The sequence below is a fragment of the Ochrobactrum sp. SSR genome (assembly GCF_030067775.1).
Classification (GTDB): Bacteria; Pseudomonadota; Alphaproteobacteria; order Rhizobiales; family Rhizobiaceae; genus Brucella; species Brucella teleogrylli.
The window spans coordinates 838,624-856,807 of record NZ_CP125971.1 but is presented as its reverse complement, the minus strand read 5'-3'; the positions used below and the strand labels follow the sequence as shown (position 1 = coordinate 856,807).

Below are 18,184 nucleotides of genomic sequence, written 5' to 3'. Positions count from 1 at the left end.
TCCTATCAGCCTGACCGTTTTTGGCCACCTTATCAGGACAGGGCCGGAATGCCAGATATAGCTCGGAAAGCAAAAAGGAGTTTCAGATGCGAAACATCGACAAAATCTATATCGAGGGACAGTTCGTCACGCCTAAGGGCAACGAGATGGCCGATCTCCATAATCCATCCACGGAAGAGAAGATCGGCACAGTCAGGCTTGCCGGCGCCGAAGACGCTCGAGAAGCCGTGGCCGCGGCAAAGCGTGCATTTCCCGCCTTTTCGCGCACGGCGAAAGCTGAGCGCATCGACATGCTTGAGCAGTTGAACGCGGCTGTTCTTGCGCGCGTGCCAGACTTAACCGAAGCCATGGCACTTGAGTATGGGGCGCCGCAAGTCTTCACACGGTTTTCTGTCCCACATGCCGCATCAAGCTTTGCCACTATGGCAGCCGTCCTGGAAGAATATCAGTTCGAACGGAAGATCGGCCGCGCCCGCGTGGTCATGCAGCCGTCTGGTGTCGCCGCGGCCATCACCCCCTGGAACAGTAATATCGGCTTCATCACCTCGAAGCTCGCAACCGCCATCGCCGCCGGTTCGACCATCGTCATCAAGCCGAGCGAGATGAGTGCAATCCAGACGCAGATCCTGACGGAGTGTCTGCATGAAGCAGGCCTGCCGAAGGGTGTCTTTAACATCGTCAACGGGTTCGGCAATGTCGTCGGTGCGGAACTCAGCCGGCATCCTGATATCGCGAAGGTGACCTTCACCGGATCCACGGCGGTTGGCAGGGAAATACTGCGAAGTGCTGCCGATAGCTTCAAGCGCGTCACCCTGGAGCTTGGCGGCAAGGGACCGAACATCATCCTCGATGACGCGGATCTTGACGTCGTCATTCCTGCTGTACTGCGGATGGGCTTCATCAACAGCGGGCAGGCGTGCATTGCGGGTACCCGTATTCTGGTTCCGAACCATATGCTCGACGACGTCCTTGCCAGACTGAAGCAGCAGGCCGAGACTTTCAAGGTCGGCGCTCCGAGCGATCCGGACGCGATGATCGGGCCGATGGTGAGCCAGAAGCAGTACGATCGCGTCCAGTCCTATATCGAGCTGGGGATGCAGGAGGGCGCTAGCCTGCTGGTGGGGGGGCCGGGTCGGCCTGAAGGGCTGCCTCGCGGATGGTTTACGAGGCCGACGATTTTCACCGGCGTCAACAACCAGATGCGAATCGCGCGAGAGGAAATATTCGGACCAGTCCTGTCCGTGATTTCGTACCGCGATGATGACGAAGCCGTTTCGATCGCTAACGACACTCCTTATGGACTTCAAGCCTACCTGCATGGCAGCGACGTGGCACGCATGCAGGCGCTTGCGGACAGGCTCGACAGCGGACGCGTCGTCATCAACGGGGCACCCCACGAACCGCTTGCTCCTTTCGGAGGCTTCAAGCAGTCGGGCATCGGCCGCGAGTATGGAGTGTTCGGCCTTGAGGCATTTCTAGAGCCGAAAGCCGTACTCGCTTAGCTCAGGCACACCCTCGTTCAGAATGGGTCCTGTAATGGAAGCAGGGCCCCCAAGGGCTGTGTTGGTTGTCCTGAAGGTCATTGTCCACCGCGTCGATAATATGCGTCGCGGCGCCGCCGGATGAATTGTCCAGAAGCCCGCCTTCACCTCGAATAAAAGAGTGCTCGTGCTTAACGCAATCAGACGAGAGCTCGCAGGTTGAAGGGCCTGTTTTGTTCCAGGATTTGCCGGAGTTCAACAAGCGCTCGACGCAATACCTCTTGATCAGGTGCAGCACCAAGGGAAATTCTGACCGCTTCCTCTTCCTGCTGATTGTTGGCAAAACTGCCGCTTGGAAGAATCATAATCCCGGCGCGTTGGGCCTGATAGGCAAAATCATTCCCGCGCCACGGTTCAGGTAGCTTGAGCCAGATATGCGAAGCATTGAAATCAGCTCGTAGATCATATCCGGCGAAAATACCGGCGGCGATTTTTTGTCGTGCGTGGTTGGCCTGCCGTATTGAGGCTGCAGTCTTTTGAACGAGTCCGTTGTTTATCCAATGCGTTGCCAAGGCAGCGAACAATGGTGACGCCATCATCGTCATTGCCTGCAGCATGGCGGCCAGTTCGTCAGCATCCGCTGGTGAAGGGCACGAGACGTAACCGAGGCGAAGGGCTGCTGTCACGCACTTGGACAATGTTGCAACGTGCCACGTCATCGCCGGAGCGAGGGATGCCAAAGAGACCTGAGGCTTCGGCAAGAGCGGCACATAGGGTTCATCCTCTATGATCGGGACGCGGTATTCCAACGCGACCTCTGCTATCCGCTGCCTACGGCTCCGCGACATTGTCGCGGTCGTCGGATTGTCAATCGTCGGTGTCACATAGAGAGCCGCAAGGCCCCCAGCCTTCGCAGCTTGTTCGAACGCCTCGGGGACCATGCCTTCATCGTCCATGTCAACAGGCACGAGCTGAAGGCCGATGCGGTTATTCGGCATTGAACCGCCAGTCCAATTCTCAACCTCGCGCTATTGGTCGAAAAGATCTTGGCGTAGTTGCGAGACAACATTACTGGAAAGGAAGATCCATGATCGTAGTCAATGTGGACGATTTCAGCGGTACCGAGCGCTCGGCAAGCGGACCCGGTTGGCAGAGCACACGCCTGCTCGTGAAAGATGACGGCCTCGGCTATTCGCTGCACGACACCCATGTATCGCCTGGAGCTGCCCTGGAGCTCGAATACAAGCATCATGTCGAGACCAACTATTGCGTGGGCGGGGCCGGAGAGGTCGTTGATCTGACGACCGGTACTACCCATCAACTTCGCGTCGGCTCAATCTACACTCTCGATAAGAACGAGCGACACATTGCGCGGGCGTTCGAACAGGGTCTCCATCTCGTCTGCGTGTTCACCCCTGCCCTCAGGGGAAATGAGACGCACAAGGAAGACGGTAGCTATGAGGCGTCATGAGACTGGACACGCAACAGGATCCCGAACATGAAAGCCCTCATTGTTTACGCCCATCCAGAGCCGCGCTCGTTTAACGGCCAGCTCAGGGACATCATCTATGAGACGTTAACCGCGCAAGGCGCCGAGGTCGCAATCTCTGACCTCTATGCTATGGGGTTCAACCCTGTCGAGGCCGCTGAGCATTTTTCCGAGCGCAAGCGATCTGATGTTTTTGATGTTCAGACGGAGCAGCGGCATGCGTTCGAGCGCAATATCACCAGCCGGGATGTTGCCGAGGAGATTGTAAAGATGGAGGACGCGGATCTCGTTGTCTTCCAGTTCCCGATCTGGTGGTTTTCGATGCCCGCCATTCTCAAAGGCTGGCTGGACAGGGTCTTTGTCTATGGTCTGTTCACCAGCAGGGAGCGCTACGACGCGGGGCATTTTCGCGGGAAACGGGCGGTCGTTTCGGTGACAGCAGGGGGGCCAGAATCGACGTTCGATCACAATGGGCGTAACGGAGATTTGGACCTCATCCTGTGGCCATTACACTTTACGCTTCATTACATGGGTTACACGGTTCTCCCGCCATTCGCGGCGTTCGGCATCGCAGCCGCCATTCGATACGATGACGGATCTGCGGATGCCGAGCGATTGGAAAAGTATAAGGGTGGATTGCAACGCCACCTCCTCACCCTTGACAATCAACCACCTCTGAAATTTAACGGCTGGAAAGACTGGAATGAGGATGGCCGTCTACGACCGGAGGCAGCAAGTTACAGCGCGTTCATGAGGCATACTCGATGATCGATAGCCGCCTCAAATACCGGTCGCACCATCAAGCATTAGTCGGCGGCCTCAATCTCCACCGGTGGCCTATATCGTAAACTCGATTGTCGTAACCCAGAGCGAGGCCCCCGCAGGGGTAGGTAGGCAACTTGCCTCCGATCACTGCTGATCACGACGTTCGCAATAGTGGCAGTCGTTCGCTTGAACGTAGAGAGATGTATGGCCGAAATGCCTATCCGCTCCTTCGCAGTCTCTGTTGTCATCCTTCGCAAGGTGACTGTCGGGTATGAGGTCCTGCTCCTGCGTCGCAACGGGACGCTGGTTGGAGAATGGTGCCAAATCTCAGGAGGCATCGAAGATGGTGAAAAAGCCTGGGAAGCGGCGATACGTGAGGTCCACGAGGAAGCCGGTTTAACGTGCCACCAGCTTTATTCAGCAGACATATGTGAGCAATTCTATGAGGCCGATCGCGATGCGATCAGCATGTTCCCTGTGTTTGTCGGCTTTGTAGACGCTGACATGGAGGTCGTGATCAACGATGAACACAGCGAATATAGATGGGTCCAGATCAGCGAAGCCCTCGGCATGGTTCCGTTTCCCGGACAGCGGCATGTCCTTAAGCATGTGGTGGCGGAGTTCTTGGAGCGGGAGCCAGTTCGCCATCTGCTGATACACGGCATCGATAGGTGCGCGTCAACTAAATGAAGGACAGAGCAAAATCAAAAGGGCAACAGCCTCTCGAACATCACGGGGCGCCAATACCGAAACCCATCGCGTTCAACGCCCAAACTTAACACTAGCAGTTTCGGTGCGCTAGTCGAACAAGGACCTTGCCGACAGCTTTGCCGCTCTCCTGCAATTCGTGTGCTTCGGTCACGGCGTCAAGGGGATATGTCTTCGCGATTTGCGGAGAGTATGCCGCAGAGGCAGCGCAGGCCGAAATCTCTTCGGCCGCCTGCCGCATAGCGGCTTCCGGCATCGTATAAACGTAGACGAAACGAAACGAGAATCCGCCGAGCAATGCGGGAAAGAATGGGATGGCTAACTTAGCTTGCGGCGACTCCGTCGAGTAGGCCGAGACGACCCCGTCGCGGGCGAGGCAGGAGATCGCCGCGTCGATGTTTGCAGAGAGATCGACATCGACAATACGATCGACACCATGGTCGCCGGTTGCCGACCGTACTCGCTTTGAGACATCCTCTTCGTGTCTGTTGATGACGAGATTTGCCCCAGCCTGCCGCGCGACCTCTGCTTGGTCTTCTCGGCTCACCGTCGCAGCCACCCATGCACCCGCCCATTTTGCAAGCAGAATTGCCGCATTACCAACGGCCCCTGCTCCACCTTGGACAAGTACTCGTTTGCCGCGCAGGTCGCCGTCCGCGAACAGGCATCGATGTGCGGTCATTGCTGGAACGCCAAGCGAGGCCCCGATCTCAAACGACACGTTGTCGGAAAGCTTTACGGCTTGAAGGGACGGCACGACGACGAATTCCGCCGCAGTACCGAACGGCCTACCCCACTGCGCCATGTAGATCCAGACCCGCTCGCCAATACGCGTATCGGGCACGCCAGAACCGACGGCATCGATGATCCCCGCCCCGTCTTGGTGCGGCACGATCCTGGGAAATGGCATGGCCTTGCCGCCAAATCCGGTTCTCGTCTTGATGTCGGAGGGATTGATGCCGGAGAAGACCATCCTCACGCGAACCTCTCCCGCGCCGGGCTGCGGATCAGGAAGTTCGCCCACGGTCAACACGTCTTTAGCCGATCCCTGTCGGTCGTAAAAAGCAGCTCGCATAACTCACCTTTCGGATATCTGTCCTTAATTAGGTCCAACATGATCCTACTTGCAAGTAGGCAACAGTTTTGCCTATAGGGGTAGGATGTACACTATTGGAGCGCATGATGACTGCTGGCCAGAAGTGCCCCGTCGAAACGACCGTTGAGGTTACAGGCGGAAAATGGAAGCCGATGATCATTTATCGGCTTCTCGCCGGTCCACGACGCTTTGGTGAGCTACGACGCTTGGTCGGCGACCCGAGCCAGCGCTCGCTCACGATGCAGCTCCGCGAGCTAGAAGCCGACGGGATTGTGGCTCGCGAAGTGTTTGCCGAAGTCCCACCACGCGTTGAATACTCGCTCACTCCCTTCGGGCAGACGCTTGCGCCAGTGTTAATGGCGATGCGCGACTGGGGCGCGGCGTTTCAGAAGCGTCATCATTCGACATAGACTTACGCTCTCCCGCGTGGCGCTTCCCCAGAGACCGTCGCGAAACGCTCTACAAAAAAGTCGATCAGTACTCTCACTTTTCGCGACACGTGTGATCCTGGCGGCCGCACGGGTGTTGTCACGTTAACTGGGCTGCAGTTGCCTGCCTGACGGTTTGGGCGTAAATTTTGGCGATGCAGACATCAGATATCATCTTCAAGCGTCACCGTTTTCCGCCACAGATCGTTGCTCATGCGGTGTGGCTTTATCTGCGGTTCAACCTTAGTCTGCGTGAAGTTGAAGAAATGCTGCTTGAGCGTGGAATCGACGTATCATACGAGACAGTTCGTCGTTGGATCGCCAAGTTCGGCCCCCAGATCACACGCAACTTGCGGCGGCGTCAGGCGCGCCCCGGCGATGTTTGGTATTTGGACGAAGTGGTCGTCAAATGCGCTGGAGAAAAATTCTGGCTTTGGCGTGCGGTGGATCAACATGGCTCCGTTCTCGAAGAAATCTTGCAGAAGCGGCGTGATAAAAGGGCGGCAAAGCGATTGCTTGTGGCGTTAATGAAGCGCTATGGCTTTGCTCCCAAACGGATCATCACCGATAAGCTCCGCTCCTACGGTGCAGCAAAGGCAGAAGTGGCACCCGGCCTTGACCATTGGTCGCACAAGGGCCTCAATAATCGGGCCGAAAATAGCCATCTGCCGTTTAGGAAACGGGAGCGAACCATGCAAGGTCATCGGTCAACTGGAGCGTTGCAACGGTTCGTCTCCATGCACTCAGCGACCCGCAATTGTTTCTCTGTTCCATCTCGTCGCCGAGCCGCACACACAATTCGCTACCATCGCCTCGAAGCTTTCGATGCATGGAAAATTGCGGCCTGTTTCGCCTGAATATCTACGAGCCCCTGGCCTTTCCGGCCAGAGAAACTTAACGTGACAACACCGTTGCAGCATCCGTTTCTGCGCCCTCTTCCGCCGACTGGATCGCCAGTACCTTTTTTTGCCGTTGATTGGTCTTCGGATCGAGATTTTCTTGCTCGGGCGCGCTTTTGAGCAGGCTTCTTACCTGATGATGACGCCGTGAGATCGACGTGTGGCAGGTCTCTGGTTGACTGCCCCAAGCTTGACGGGACCTCGTCCGCTTGCGGCTTGTCCACGGCCGCCACAGGTGAATATTCCAGCTCACCGTCAGGATCTGGCCTGAAGGCTGTTTCATCGTGGCGTTTGGTTGTGACCTTGATCGAGAGCTTTGCATGCGACGCTGCGTCAGGCTGCTGCAGGCGATCCGCGGACTCGCCTTCAATATCAGGCACTTCGCTAACCGCACTGTCGCCTTTATGTGACCGCCAGTTTTTGAGCCCCGCAACGAGCCGCTCGCCCCATGATTTCATTGTCGGTTTATCCCCTGTTCCTGCTAAGTGGATATGAAGAGATACGGTCTGTTTCATCTCGATAGCATAATAGCCTAAGCAACGATAAACCGATCACCACCGTATGACCAGACGCAAGTGTTCTGAAGATATTCCACAATCGCGGGGATGGGTTAATTAGGTGAAGACGCGCCATTAACATGGTATTTCCAAAATAAAAACGAACAATAAATAAAATATTTCAAATTAATAAGTATAATATCGTCGTAATATAAACTTACTTAATAGAGCGATCATTTACAGTTATGCTCTCCTCTCAAAAACGAGGAGGATCGTTATGGCGAAGATCGTGGGAACAGAGCATTCCGACAATATTGTGGGTTCGGATGAAAATGACCGCATTTGGAGTCTGGCCGGAAATGATTTTGTCGAAGGCGGGCTCGGCAATGACATTGTTGATGGGGGGACGGGCGATGACGTCCTGACGACCAGTGCGGGCGATGCGTCCGGGTTCGACGAACTCACAGGTGGAGCAGGCAATGACCGCCTCATATTCAACTTTGTCGGTGGCGCCGCTCGTGGTGGAGCCGGGACTGATACGCTCGTCGTGGATCTGTCGAACCAGACGGATGCGGTTGTGTTCAATTCGCCGCAAGGCCACGCTTACTGGGGTGACCCAGCCGTCAGTGACGCCCACCTCTATTTTACGGATCTCGAACGATTGAACCTTCAGACCGGCGCGGGCGGTGACACCATCGACGCATCCGGTTTCTCGTTCGCCAACATTCGGGCGGGGGATGGGGACGATCAGGTCGTGGCCGGAAATGGAAATGACCAGATTTCTGGCGGAGCTGGACAGGATCAAATCCGGGGTTGGGATGGAGAAGATCAAATCCGGGGCGGTAGCGGCAGCGATATCATTGATGGTGGCAATGGCGATGACGACGTTTCCGGCGATGAAGGGAACGATACGCTGCTGGGCGGTCGGGGTAATGACACGCTTTACGGCGATGAGGGCGACGATACCCTCAATGGCGGCGATGGCGCCGATTTTCTGTTTGGTGACCAGGGCTCAGACACTTTGATTGGCGGAACCGGCGACGACATACTCGTCAGTAGCTTCGCCGATGACGACATTATGATGGGCGGCGACGGTAATGACAGTTTTTCGGCGGGCGTGCAGGATAGTTATTATGCCGGTTACTGGTTTCAGATGTCGGGGGGCGCCGGTGACGATACGTTTTCAATTTACTCCGATGGCGGTTTTGGCAGTGTCGACGGTGGCGAAGGCGTCGATACGCTCTCGGTCAATTTTGACGATGTTGCTCCCGGTTTCACCTTTAACGCCGCATCCTACGCCACGATCGAAAAGTTCGATCTCGATGTCCGTTCAGCGACCAGAGGCGCCCAGATATTCGGCGGGGATGGCGATGATCGCATCACCAGTTCCGAGACGTTTCGGGAAGGTTTTAGTGGTCACGACACCTATGATGGTCGCGGAGGCGATGATTATATTTATGGCGCCAGCGGTTCCGACAGTATTCTTGGAGGAGAGGGTAATGATGAACTGAATGGTGGCGACGGTTCAGACCGATTGCTCGGTGGACCGGGCTCCGACGTCCTCTCTGGAGGAGGCGGTTCCGACACATTCATCTGGGATGATGCCTCCGTCCAGTCCACAGGCCTTGACCGGGTCACCGATTTCAACGTGGACAGCGGTGATGTTCTGCTGTTGCGCGGTATCGACGCGATCGCGAATTTTGAAAGTTTTGTCGCCGCATCAGTCGATACAGAAGACGGCGTTTTCGTGAGCACTGACGGTTCGGGAAGCGGATTCATCATCGAAAACGTTACACTTGCGGAACTGACGGAAAGCGATGTCGCCTTCGCCTGAGACGCAACGATCCGGCAAAGCATCATCAAAACAAAATCCGCTTATGGGCGAAACATGGGAGCATGCAAATCCGCATCGCGCATGGGCTCTGAACGTTGCGCGATGCCACGCATCCCGCAAGGGTTTGTTCGCATTCCAGCGACCAGAGTTAATCGTCAGCGGGAGTCAATCCGCCGTCGCAGCGGCCTCTCATTTCAACCGCTGTTCGAAGCGTTTCAGCATCAACAGCAAGCCATCATTCTCCGCGCGCAGCTTTGCAGCCCATTCGCGCTTCAAGACTGCGTTTTCGGTTTCGAGAGAGGACAATTCAATCTGAATATCGGGCTCAGCGACTGTTCGACTTTTCACCTGTTTCCGCCGTCCTGATTTTTTTAACGGGCGTCGAACCGAGGCCTCCTCCTGCGCAATCTCTCCTGCTCTTATGTCTGGTTTTGGTTTTGCAGTTTTGATCGGTGCTTCAGCGGGAATGGCAGTGACAGGTTCGGCCAGGGGCGCGGTTTCAGCCGGTTCCACCTCAGCGTTGCTCACCACCGGCGGGGCGAGAACAGGCGTTACAGAAGCCTCTGGCAACGGGAGTGTCGCATCCGCTTCCACTTCACGGGCTAACGATTTCAAATCGAGATTTCCCCACAAGGAGGCGTTGTCCTTGCGAGCGCGTCTGTTTTTATATTCAACGACAACAGTACGGTTTGGATTTTTCATCCCTGAGTGGCTTTTCCGATAAATTTTACGATGGTGCCCGAAAGGCTCATAGCTGACTATAGACCTCGCTCACGATTTTCAATATTCGATCTAACGAATGGAGTTGTCTTCAAACGTCCGGAAGTCGTGCCTGCCTCACCAAACCCTGACACCCGCAACATAGTTTGGCAAGGACCGGAATATTAGGTCGATCTTAAGCTAGAGCTTCTTCGTTTTGATCTCTGAATTGACCGCCAGAACGCAGTGACGAAAGAGGTATCGAAAACTGAGCAGGCGGCAGGGTGCCGTTGACCACAAAATCACCAATCTGACGCCCGCGGTAAATCAGGGGGTTATGCGAGGAAATCGCCCTTGCATTTCGCCAGAACCGATCAAAGCCACGCCCTCGGCTCAGTGCAGAGGCACCGAGCCCGCCAAAAAGCGCTGCCGTTGCTTCCAATATCTGCGTCACGGTGGATATCTGGGCCTGATAGACTTCAATCTCGAGCCGCGCGCGATCATCTTCGCTAACGTCACCGGAGATGAGCTTCTTGAAAAACCTCTCCGATGCTGTGGCGGCGTTAAACGTCGCTACATTCGCACTGTAGACCTTCGAAACCACTTCTCCGACGACCTGGAGTATTTGAGGATCATGCTTGGCGGTACCAGTATTGCCGTGGGCGTAAGTGCGCTGGCGATTATCGAGATAGGCGGCAGTTTCACGTACCGCGGCGCGTCCTATTCCAGAAAGGGTTGCGAGATGGATAAGCTGATATACGGACGGCACATGAACTGCCCAGCCGACGGTGGGCTGGATGTCTGCTTCTGCAATCGAAACGTGATCATAGACCACCGTGCCGCTGGCCGTGAGCGTTTGACCGAAGCCGTCCCAATCATCGACGATAGTTACGCCTTTCGCATTTGTAGGGACGAGAACGGTGACGACAATATCTCCACGGTTTGCGGTGACATGGATCCAATCGACGTAAAGCGCGCCGGTTGTATAATATTTTGTTCCGTTCAGCTCTAATTTGTTGCCCTCCCCGGTCACGACCGTTGAAAAACTGCCGTGCTGGGAGACGCCAGGCTCGGTATGGGCCGGTGCAAAAAGCGCGCCATTACCGGCTGCTTCGAGCCAGCGTCTGGACCAATTTTTATCTGCATGGTGCAGTGCAATTTCCACAAAGCCAAAGTGACCACGAAGGATCTGCGTCAGATTCGAATCCGCTTCAGACAGTTCCGTCAGCAAGGCGAAAAGGGTCGTCAGACTGGTGCCGTCGCCGCCAAATTCAGTTGGGACGCGAAGCGCGCCAAAGCCACTCTTCCGTAAGAGGTTAACAGCTTCATAAGGAAGTAACCGATCGCGATCACGAGTGATCGCGCCTTGTCTGATTTCATCAAAGACGGGACGAAAGCGCTTTGCAAGCCGTTCGAAATCCTCCGTTGGCACATGCGGCCATACGAAATTGTTGTTGGACATTCGCTGTTCCTGGATAAAATTTTCGGGAATGGGTCTCACCGTGAAGAGGCTGCTTTGCGCAGTCGGGTGTATTCCAGACGCGGAAGAGATTGGAGCAGCTTTCGCGTGTAGATATGATGGGGATGATAGAAGACTTCGTCCGCCGTTCCTTGCTCAACAGCAACGCCATTCTGCATGACGAGGACGCGGTCACTCATATGGTGAATCACGCCCAGATCGTGAGAAATGAACAGGTAACTGACCCCTAGCTGCGTCTGCAAATCGGACAAAAGGTCGAGGATTTGCGCTTGCACAGAGACGTCAAGAGCCGACACGGCTTCGTCGAGGACGATGATCTCTGGGTTGGTCGCGATGGCGCGCGCTATAGCAACACGTTGTCGCTGTCCGCCCGACATGCGCAGTGGCCACTGGTCGAGATGGGCCTTTGTCAGGCCCACGGTCTCGAGCAATTCGGTCGCCCGATTTCGAGCCCGACCGGCGTTATTTGGATCCCCGAGGATTATCGCATCGGTCAGAATGCGCGACACTCGCCAGCGCGGATCAAATGAAGATAGCGGATCCTGATAGACGACCGAGATGCGCCTTCGGATCTGCTGTTGCTCGGCTGGCGTAGCGTGGCTCCATTTTTGCGCGAGAAAGCGCACTTCACCGTCGTCGGGTGTTTCGAGCGCCAGCGCGATGCGAGCCAAAGTGCTCTTACCGGAGCCTGACTCGCCAACGATCCCCAGAGTCTCGCCGCGTCCGAGCCTGAATGACACGTCCTTCACAACTGTACGGCGGACGCCGTCGGGTCCGCGGAAACTCTTGACAATATTGCGTGCGTCCAGAAGCGGCGGTTCGTTCTCTGAACGTTGCCGGTCGGGTGAGGTGAAAAGTTCAGGGGTAAAGACGGGATTGTTTGCTGAAAGGCGCGTGCCCTTTGTGTGCTCGCTCGGGATCGCATCGATGAGTTGTTGTGTGTAGGAGTGCCGCGGTTGGCTAAGGACCTGTTCGCTCGGTCCGGCCTCGACGATTTCGCCACCCTTCATCACGAGGATGACGTCCGCGAGCTTGGCAACCACGGCAAGATCATGGCTGATCAAAATGATGCTGGCGCCGCGGGAGAGCATCTGTCTCAAGACGGCAAGGACTTGCGCCTGCACAGTGACATCAAGAGCCGTGGTGGGTTCATCGGCAATCACGATGTCAGGTTGCAGAGCGATGGCCGAGGCTATGAGCGCTCGCTGGCGCAAGCCGCCCGAAAGCTCACCTGGCCTTTGCCTTGCCCGCAATTCCGGCTCAGGCACACCGACATCTGCTAGTGTCTGCAACACCTTCTCGCGGCGCGTCCGGCGCGTGCCCCAATTGTGAAGCGACAAAGCCTCATCGATTTCCTTTCCGACCGGTCGCAATGGGTCGAGCGAGACCAATGCATCCTGCAGGATAAAACCAACCTTTGCGCCACGCACGCGCCGCCACCATGAATCCGGACGTCCAAGAAGCGTCTGCCCTTCAAGGGTGAGCGTGTCGGCCGCGACGATCGCATTCTCCCCCGCCAGTCCCACAAGAGAACGAGCAGTCACACTTTTGCCGGAACCGGATTCGCCGACGAGCGCGATGCATTGGCCAGCGTGGAGATCAAGATCGACGCTCTTGACGACGTGCTTTCGTACGCCATCTTGATCCGTAAACCAGACATTCAACCCACGGGCTTCCAACAGTTTTTTGCTGGCTGAAGGTCCTGTGGTTCGCGCGATTGAAACTTCGGTATCAAACGTCATCGGCGGGTATTTCCTTCTGCGATATCCTGGAGATACTGGCCGATCTGCGTAAACGACAATGCTACAAGAACGATCGCGAGACCCGGAAATATTTCGAGCCACCAGGCAACCGTGATGTTGGCCTTCCCCGCCTCCAAAAGCGCACCCCACTCGGGAGAGGGCGGTGCAACACCGAGCCCCAAAAAGGACAGACCAGAGGCCCAGACGACAGACTGACCAATGCCAAGAGCCACGAGACCAACCAGTGGGCGGAACGCGTTTGGCGCGATGTGTTGGATGAAAACTGTCCGCCATGGATGGCCGAGCGCTCTGGCCGCCTCGACATAGCCGGACTGCTTCACTTTTAGCGTCTGGGCCCGGATCAGCCGGGCGTATCCCGGCGTGGTTCCCAGACCGACCGATATCAAAAGGCTCGTGGCCGATGGACCGAGCAAAGCCACAAAAAGCAGGGCCAACAAAAGCGTCGGAAACGCCAGTAGTATTTCGAGGATACGGTTTACTGGCTCCGCGATCCAGCGAGGCGCAAGAGCGGTGGTGAAGCCCAGCACTGTAGCGCCAGCGAAAGCTACGGCCATCGCTCCGACGCCAATCAGCAACGATCCACGCGTTCCCCAGACAATGCGGCTATATAGGTCCCGACCAATTTCGTCAGTACCAAGCCAATGATCCACGTTCGGTAACGCCAAGGAAGCCAAAAGGTCGGTATCGAATGCAGAGTGCGTGGAGAGAATTGAGGGCGCGATGGCGGCGATCATAAAGAACAGCACCACAATCGCGGAAAGAACTACGGAAAATGGGGTTCCGACAATCCTCGATAGCACTTTTCCCGCAATTGTTTCGGAACTAGCGCCAGTGGCGATATCGCTCATGCCGCACCTCGCAAACGTGGATCGACGATGAGGTAAATCAGATCGAGAACGAGATTGATCACCACGTACAAAAAGCTGCTGAGGATGACGCAGCCAGACACCAGAGCAAAATCCTTGTTGCTAACAGCATCGACGACGATGGCTCCCAACCCCGGTCGCGCGAATACCGTCTCGACGAGAACGGTCCCGGATAGTAGATGTCCAATCGCCCATCCGCTAAGGGTAACGCCGGGAATTAGCGCATGTCGAAGGACGTGGCGTGCGCGTACACCCCACCCGCTCATGCCACGCGCCCTCGCCGACAGCACAAAGGGTTCGCGCATCGTCCGATCGAATTCGCTTCTGATGGATTGCCCGAGGAAGCCGGCAAGAGGGATGGCGAGCGTCACGGTTGGCAACACGCTATTCATGAAACCTGTTCCCCCGATTACGGGAAACCAGCGTAGCCCGATGGCAAAAACGATCAGCAACAGGATACCGATCCAGTATTGTGGCAGCCCAGCCATGATAGTCTCCGTGGCCGAGCCGAAAGCCCCAAGCCGACGGCTACGTCCGGCTGTGAACAACGTCCAGGGGACAGCGAATATCCAGGCGAGCAAAAGTGCGGAGCCGGCGAGCGTGAAAGTGGGGGCGATCTGCTCGCCGATAATGTTGGCGACCGAGCGCTGCAACTCGAAAGACGTCCCCAGGTCGCCGTGCAGCAACCCGGTTACATAGCCGATATATTGCGTCAATATGGGTTGATCGAACCCATACATCGCGTTGATCGGTGCTAGTTCCTCCGGCGTCCGTGTGATCGTCTGTCCTGAGGTGATGTTGAGCAGAATGGTCGCACGGTCCCCGGGGAGGATCGCCAGCACGATAAAGGTAATGGTCACCGCTCCCCACAGCACGAAGATCGCCGATCCGACTTTCAGCAGCACCGTTCGCAGGATGCCGAAGGCAGGATATGGACGGACCTTAGTGTGCCCTATCGGCACCGTATCAATGATAGAGGTGTCGATAGCCATCGCTCAATCCTTCACGAAGTAGGCGTCATAAAAGTTCAGAAGCCCATTTCCCTGGTCCTGCCAGAGACCTCTCAGGTCTTTTGTGACCGCAACATTGTAGGTGAAATTATAGACGCCGATCGCCACAGCTTGATCGTCAAACCATTTCTGAAGCGCGCCGTATTTTTGAAGCCTCACCTTCGGATTTGCTTCGCGTTGCGCGTCGATGATCTCGGCCTCTACCGTGGGATCATTAAAAAATGAGGTGTTATTGCCGTTGGGGCGGCCGTTGAGCTGATGGTTGTAAACGATGTCCAGAATGTTCGGCGACGGCCAAACCCAATAACCGAAGCTGATTTCTTTTTCATCCGGCTTGGAATAAGCGCCAGCAAAACCTTCCGTTTGTGTCAACGGAATGAGGTTCACTTTGATGCCAACAGCCTTGACCTGATCCTGAATGACCTGGAGAGCCGTCGCACCTTCGGTATTGATAATCGCCTGATTGAACGGGAGGCGCGCCTCCAGGGTCTTGCCATCCTTAGCACGGTAACCATTCGCGTCACGCTCTGTCCAGCCGGCTTCATCGAGTAGTTGGCTCGCTTTCGATGGATCGAAAGAATAGGCAGCGTCCACGTTGTTGTAGAGTGGCGTCGTCTTGCTCAACGAACCATTGCCCTCGAAGGGCGCCGTTCCTTTGAATATTGCCTGTACGATACGCTGACGATCTATGGCGTAGACGAAGGCCTGGCGCAGGCGCTTGTCGGCGAAAGGTCCACGTGCAACGTTGAACGATAGACCCTGCGGTCGGCCCGTCGCAACAAAAGACAGTGTCTGGAATTCTTGTTGCGCGTTCTTCCACTGAACAGACGGTGGTTGATAGGCAACATTGGCTTCGCCACTGATAATGGCGCCCCACCGTGTTGTGGCGTCTGGCACAAATTTCCATTCGAGCCGTTCCGCGTAAGCCGGACCGTTATGATGGGCATTTTCAGGTGCCCAGTTGTAATCGTCGTTGCGCACGAAACTGATGCCGCTGCCACGAGCCCAGTTCTCTATCTTCCAGGGTCCGGTGCCGACAGGCGTTAGGCACTTCTGTTCTTTCGTGTTCTCGGCAAGTGATTTGGGAGATTGAAAACCATAATGGCCATTCGCCAATATGTTGTAGATTTCTGGATTTGGCTCGGAAAGATGGAGTTCGACTGTGAAATCATCGACCTTGGTAAAGCCGGTCATATAGGTGAAACCGTGCCAACCGATGCCTTTTTCCCAAGCCGGGTAGTTTGCGACCACGGCGTCGGCGTTAAACTTGTCGCCATCCGTGAAGACCACATCTTTGCGCAGACGGAAGGTGATCGTTTTGCGATCTTCGGACTCGCTCCAGTTCGTGGCAAGCCAGGGCTTGATTTGCCCGTCATCGCTGTAACTCACGAGGTAATCGAAAACCTGCCGAGAAAGATAGGCCTGTTGGACCCACCCGCCCCATAAGCATGGCGGTTCCTGTTCATGGACGTAGGTGATTGTGCCGCCAGCGATGCGATTGGGATCATCCGCGCCGGTGGCGGCGATCGCACCCGTTGACAGGAAATTGGTAAGCGGCAGTATCGCAATTGTCAGCACGGATGCGAAAATGTTCGCCGTATTCGTCTTCTTCATAATGTCTGCTCGTGAATTGATGAAATCGTAAAGATCAAAGCGCCGGTTCGGGCGATTTCGTAGTCGTTCGTGAGTTGAGGCTGAGCTTGCGGGCATGGTGCGCTTCAGGCAGGCGATCACCGTTGCGAAAGAGTTTTTCGCGAAGCGTGCCGGGGGCGTATTCCGTCTGGGCAAGACCACGGGCTTGAAGGACAGGAACAACGTTATCGACCCACTCGTCCCACCAACCAAGCGTGGTGATTGGCACGACGTTGAAGCCGTCGACGCCTGCGTCAGCCCAGCGCTGAACCTCATCGGCAATTTGCTCCGGCGTGCCGGCAAAGCGACCGGGCAGCAGCGCTGTCTTGACGAGATGCTCACCCCAGGTCGCGTCCAGGTCGAGGTTCGGATTGGCGTCCAAAATGCGCCGGAAGCCGCTACGCACATGCTCGCTGGTGTCGTAGCGGTGTTTCAGTTCGCCGAGCGTTGTATCAGGGGAAATACTGAAATAGTCGATACCGCTCCCGCCACTCAGAAAAGCTTGCAATGCATCGAAATCCGTATTGTCATGGAGATAGGACTGCTTGCGCTTCGCCTCTTCCTCGGTCGAGCCAATTACTGTCGAAAGCGTGACGATTTTCTTTAGCGAACGTGGATCGCGGCCATTCTGCGTCAAGAGATTGTCAAGAATCTCAATATCGCGTCGGGCCGCTTCCGGCGTAGCCGACGGTAAAAAGGTCACCTCGGCGTTTCGCACCGCGAATTCACGACCTGCGGTCGAGTTGCCCGCCTGGAACAACACCGGCGTACGCTGCGGGGAAGGTTCAACAATATGCGGACCGGCCACGCGATACCGCTCCCCGACATGATCGATACGGTGAATGCGGTCGCGGTCGAAGAAGCGGTTGGTGGCCGCGTCGTGCAGGATGGCGCCCTCTTCCCAGGAAAGCTCCCAGAGCTTGTAGGTCACATCGAGATATTCCTGCGCCCAGCCATAGCGGTCGTCATGCGGGGTGATTGTGTCGTAGCCGAAATTCTGGAAGCCATTGGTCAGATAGCTGGTGACAATGTTCCAGCCAACACGACCATTCGTGTAGTGGTCAAGAGATGATAGCTGACGGGCGAAGGCAAATGGATGGGCTTGGATGATGTTGCTGGTGACAGCCAAACCAAGATGCTCGGTAGCCAGTCCAAGCGCCGAGAGAATAGTGATCGGGTCGGCAGACGGAAACTGTGAACCGGCGCGGATCGTGTGTTCGAAATCGTACACACCGGAAACGTCGGCAATGAACAACGTGTCCAAGCGACCGCGCTCAAGGGTCTTCACAACATCCACATAGGGTTCCAGCTTCGAGTAGCCGTATTGCACTTGGCCCTCAGGTGTCCGCCAGTAGCCGTGGGCGTGGTGATTTGGTGTGAGATGGAGAAAACCATTATAGATCAGGGGGCGGGACATCAGCGTGGCCTTTATCAGTCGAGCGAATGCTCCATTCCGCAATGAAGCATTGCTGCCCAGTCAGACGGAAAGGGTGACATTTGAGAGATCACAATTGGCGGACCCGGCCGACAGCGCTGT

17 protein-coding genes are annotated in these 18,184 nt (G+C 56.0%); 7 read left to right on the top strand and 10 right to left on the bottom strand.

Features of this window, described 5'->3' with window-relative positions; translation table 11 throughout:
- The first annotated feature begins 86 nt into the window (after window positions 1-86).
- A complete protein-coding gene (locus QLQ11_RS21475) occupies window positions 87-1,502 on the top strand; it encodes an aldehyde dehydrogenase family protein (RefSeq protein WP_371836016.1) in 1,416 nt (471 codons plus the stop codon).
- A gap of 179 nt (window positions 1,503-1,681) precedes the next feature.
- On the opposite strand, the gene QLQ11_RS21470 is transcribed toward QLQ11_RS21475, so the two are convergent.
- Window positions 1,682-2,479, bottom strand: coding sequence for an aminotransferase class I/II-fold pyridoxal phosphate-dependent enzyme (locus QLQ11_RS21470; RefSeq protein ID WP_283735454.1), 798 nt, complete (start codon window positions 2,477-2,479; stop codon window positions 1,682-1,684).
- A gap of 89 nt (window positions 2,480-2,568) precedes the next feature.
- On the opposite strand from QLQ11_RS21470, the gene QLQ11_RS21465 reads away from it, so the two are divergent.
- From QLQ11_RS21465 to QLQ11_RS21455, 3 genes are all read left to right on the top strand, one after another.
- The gene (locus QLQ11_RS21465; protein WP_283735455.1) at window positions 2,569-2,952 is read left to right on the top strand and encodes an ectoine synthase; all 384 of its coding nucleotides are present in this window, start codon (window positions 2,569-2,571) and stop codon (window positions 2,950-2,952) included.
- A gap of 27 nt (window positions 2,953-2,979) precedes the next feature.
- Window positions 2,980-3,738 (top strand): NAD(P)H-dependent oxidoreductase, encoded by a 759-nt coding sequence (locus QLQ11_RS21460; protein ID WP_371836015.1) that lies wholly within the window; start codon window positions 2,980-2,982, stop codon window positions 3,736-3,738.
- A gap of 201 nt (window positions 3,739-3,939) precedes the next feature.
- On the top strand, window positions 3,940-4,425 hold the full coding sequence (locus QLQ11_RS21455) for an NUDIX pyrophosphatase (RefSeq protein ID WP_283735458.1): 486 nt from the start codon (window positions 3,940-3,942) through the stop codon (window positions 4,423-4,425).
- Window positions 4,426-4,516: 91 nt separating this feature from the next.
- Here QLQ11_RS21455 and QLQ11_RS21450 read toward each other — a convergent pair whose 3' ends face one another.
- Window positions 4,517-5,518, bottom strand: a complete 1,002-nt coding sequence (locus QLQ11_RS21450) for an NADPH:quinone reductase (RefSeq protein WP_283735459.1) — start codon at window positions 5,516-5,518, stop codon at window positions 4,517-4,519.
- 107 nt (window positions 5,519-5,625) lie between these two features.
- On the opposite strand from QLQ11_RS21450, the gene QLQ11_RS21445 reads away from it, so the two are divergent.
- On the top strand, window positions 5,626-5,949 hold the full coding sequence (locus QLQ11_RS21445) for a helix-turn-helix domain-containing protein (protein WP_283735759.1): 324 nt from the start codon (window positions 5,626-5,628) through the stop codon (window positions 5,947-5,949).
- Window positions 5,950-6,122: 173 nt separating this feature from the next.
- Window positions 6,123-6,824 (top strand): IS6 family transposase, encoded by a 702-nt coding sequence (locus tag QLQ11_RS21440; RefSeq protein ID WP_283735755.1) that lies wholly within the window; start codon window positions 6,123-6,125, stop codon window positions 6,822-6,824.
- Window positions 6,825-6,861: 37 nt separating this feature from the next.
- Here QLQ11_RS21440 and QLQ11_RS21435 read toward each other — a convergent pair whose 3' ends face one another.
- Window positions 6,862-7,149 carry a hypothetical protein gene (locus QLQ11_RS21435; protein WP_371836014.1) on the bottom strand — a complete coding sequence of 96 codons (288 nt, stop codon included), beginning with the start codon at window positions 7,147-7,149 and terminating at the stop codon, window positions 6,862-6,864.
- 491 nt (window positions 7,150-7,640) lie between these two features.
- On the opposite strand from QLQ11_RS21435, the gene QLQ11_RS21430 reads away from it, so the two are divergent.
- Window positions 7,641-9,197 (top strand): calcium-binding protein, encoded by a 1,557-nt coding sequence (locus QLQ11_RS21430; RefSeq protein ID WP_371836013.1) that lies wholly within the window; start codon window positions 7,641-7,643, stop codon window positions 9,195-9,197.
- 189 nt (window positions 9,198-9,386) lie between these two features.
- Here the strand turns inward: QLQ11_RS21430 and QLQ11_RS21425 are convergent, their stop codons facing one another.
- From QLQ11_RS21425 to QLQ11_RS21395, 7 genes are all read right to left on the bottom strand, one after another.
- Window positions 9,387-9,899 (bottom strand): hypothetical protein, encoded by a 513-nt coding sequence (locus QLQ11_RS21425; RefSeq protein ID WP_283735463.1) that lies wholly within the window; start codon window positions 9,897-9,899, stop codon window positions 9,387-9,389.
- A gap of 193 nt (window positions 9,900-10,092) precedes the next feature.
- Window positions 10,093-11,358: an acyl-CoA dehydrogenase family protein gene (locus QLQ11_RS21420; RefSeq protein ID WP_283735464.1), complete on the bottom strand. Its 1,266-nt coding sequence runs from the start codon at window positions 11,356-11,358 to the stop codon at window positions 10,093-10,095.
- A gap of 35 nt (window positions 11,359-11,393) precedes the next feature.
- Window positions 11,394-13,118 (bottom strand): ABC transporter ATP-binding protein, encoded by a 1,725-nt coding sequence (locus tag QLQ11_RS21415; RefSeq protein ID WP_283735465.1) that lies wholly within the window; start codon window positions 13,116-13,118, stop codon window positions 11,394-11,396.
- Complete coding sequence (locus QLQ11_RS21410) at window positions 13,115-13,987, bottom strand: ABC transporter permease (protein ID WP_283735466.1); 873 nt, start codon at window positions 13,985-13,987, stop codon at window positions 13,115-13,117. Before QLQ11_RS21410 ends, QLQ11_RS21415 begins: the two co-directional genes overlap by 4 nt.
- Window positions 13,984-14,997, bottom strand: a complete 1,014-nt coding sequence (locus tag QLQ11_RS21405) for an ABC transporter permease (RefSeq protein WP_283735467.1) — start codon at window positions 14,995-14,997, stop codon at window positions 13,984-13,986. The genes QLQ11_RS21410 and QLQ11_RS21405 overlap by 4 nt, the downstream gene beginning before the upstream one ends.
- Before the next feature lie 3 nt (window positions 14,998-15,000).
- Complete coding sequence (locus QLQ11_RS21400) at window positions 15,001-16,629, bottom strand: ABC transporter substrate-binding protein (protein WP_283735468.1); 1,629 nt, start codon at window positions 16,627-16,629, stop codon at window positions 15,001-15,003.
- Between the two features lie 34 nt (window positions 16,630-16,663).
- Window positions 16,664-18,064 carry an NtaA/DmoA family FMN-dependent monooxygenase gene (locus tag QLQ11_RS21395; protein WP_283735469.1) on the bottom strand — a complete coding sequence of 467 codons (1,401 nt, stop codon included), beginning with the start codon at window positions 18,062-18,064 and terminating at the stop codon, window positions 16,664-16,666.
- Between the last annotated feature and the right edge of the window lie 120 nt (window positions 18,065-18,184).

Bases quoted from the DNA above. Each gene is read 5' to 3' on its own strand.
- QLQ11_RS21475 (WP_371836016.1), top strand. From the start codon at position 87: ATGCGAAACATCGACAAAATCTATATCGAGGGACAGTTCGTCACGCCT.
- QLQ11_RS21470 (WP_283735454.1), bottom strand. From the start codon at position 2,479: ATGCCGAATAACCGCATCGGCCTTCAGCTCGTGCCTGTTGACATGGAC.
- QLQ11_RS21465 (WP_283735455.1), top strand. From the start codon at position 2,569: ATGATCGTAGTCAATGTGGACGATTTCAGCGGTACCGAGCGCTCGGCA.
- QLQ11_RS21460 (WP_371836015.1), top strand. From the start codon at position 2,980: ATGAAAGCCCTCATTGTTTACGCCCATCCAGAGCCGCGCTCGTTTAAC.
- QLQ11_RS21455 (WP_283735458.1), top strand. From the start codon at position 3,940: ATGGCCGAAATGCCTATCCGCTCCTTCGCAGTCTCTGTTGTCATCCTT.
- QLQ11_RS21450 (WP_283735459.1), bottom strand. From the start codon at position 5,518: ATGCGAGCTGCTTTTTACGACCGACAGGGATCGGCTAAAGACGTGTTG.
- QLQ11_RS21445 (WP_283735759.1), top strand. From the start codon at position 5,626: ATGACTGCTGGCCAGAAGTGCCCCGTCGAAACGACCGTTGAGGTTACA.
- QLQ11_RS21440 (WP_283735755.1), top strand. From the start codon at position 6,123: ATGCAGACATCAGATATCATCTTCAAGCGTCACCGTTTTCCGCCACAG.
- QLQ11_RS21435 (WP_371836014.1), bottom strand. From the start codon at position 7,149: ATGAAACAGCCTTCAGGCCAGATCCTGACGGTGAGCTGGAATATTCAC.
- QLQ11_RS21430 (WP_371836013.1), top strand. From the start codon at position 7,641: ATGGCGAAGATCGTGGGAACAGAGCATTCCGACAATATTGTGGGTTCG.
- QLQ11_RS21425 (WP_283735463.1), bottom strand. From the start codon at position 9,899: ATGAAAAATCCAAACCGTACTGTTGTCGTTGAATATAAAAACAGACGC.
- QLQ11_RS21420 (WP_283735464.1), bottom strand. From the start codon at position 11,358: ATGTCCAACAACAATTTCGTATGGCCGCATGTGCCAACGGAGGATTTC.
- QLQ11_RS21415 (WP_283735465.1), bottom strand. From the start codon at position 13,118: ATGACGTTTGATACCGAAGTTTCAATCGCGCGAACCACAGGACCTTCA.
- QLQ11_RS21410 (WP_283735466.1), bottom strand. From the start codon at position 13,987: ATGAGCGATATCGCCACTGGCGCTAGTTCCGAAACAATTGCGGGAAAA.
- QLQ11_RS21405 (WP_283735467.1), bottom strand. From the start codon at position 14,997: ATGGCTATCGACACCTCTATCATTGATACGGTGCCGATAGGGCACACT.
- QLQ11_RS21400 (WP_283735468.1), bottom strand. From the start codon at position 16,629: ATGAAGAAGACGAATACGGCGAACATTTTCGCATCCGTGCTGACAATT.
- QLQ11_RS21395 (WP_283735469.1), bottom strand. From the start codon at position 18,064: ATGTCCCGCCCCCTGATCTATAATGGTTTTCTCCATCTCACACCAAAT.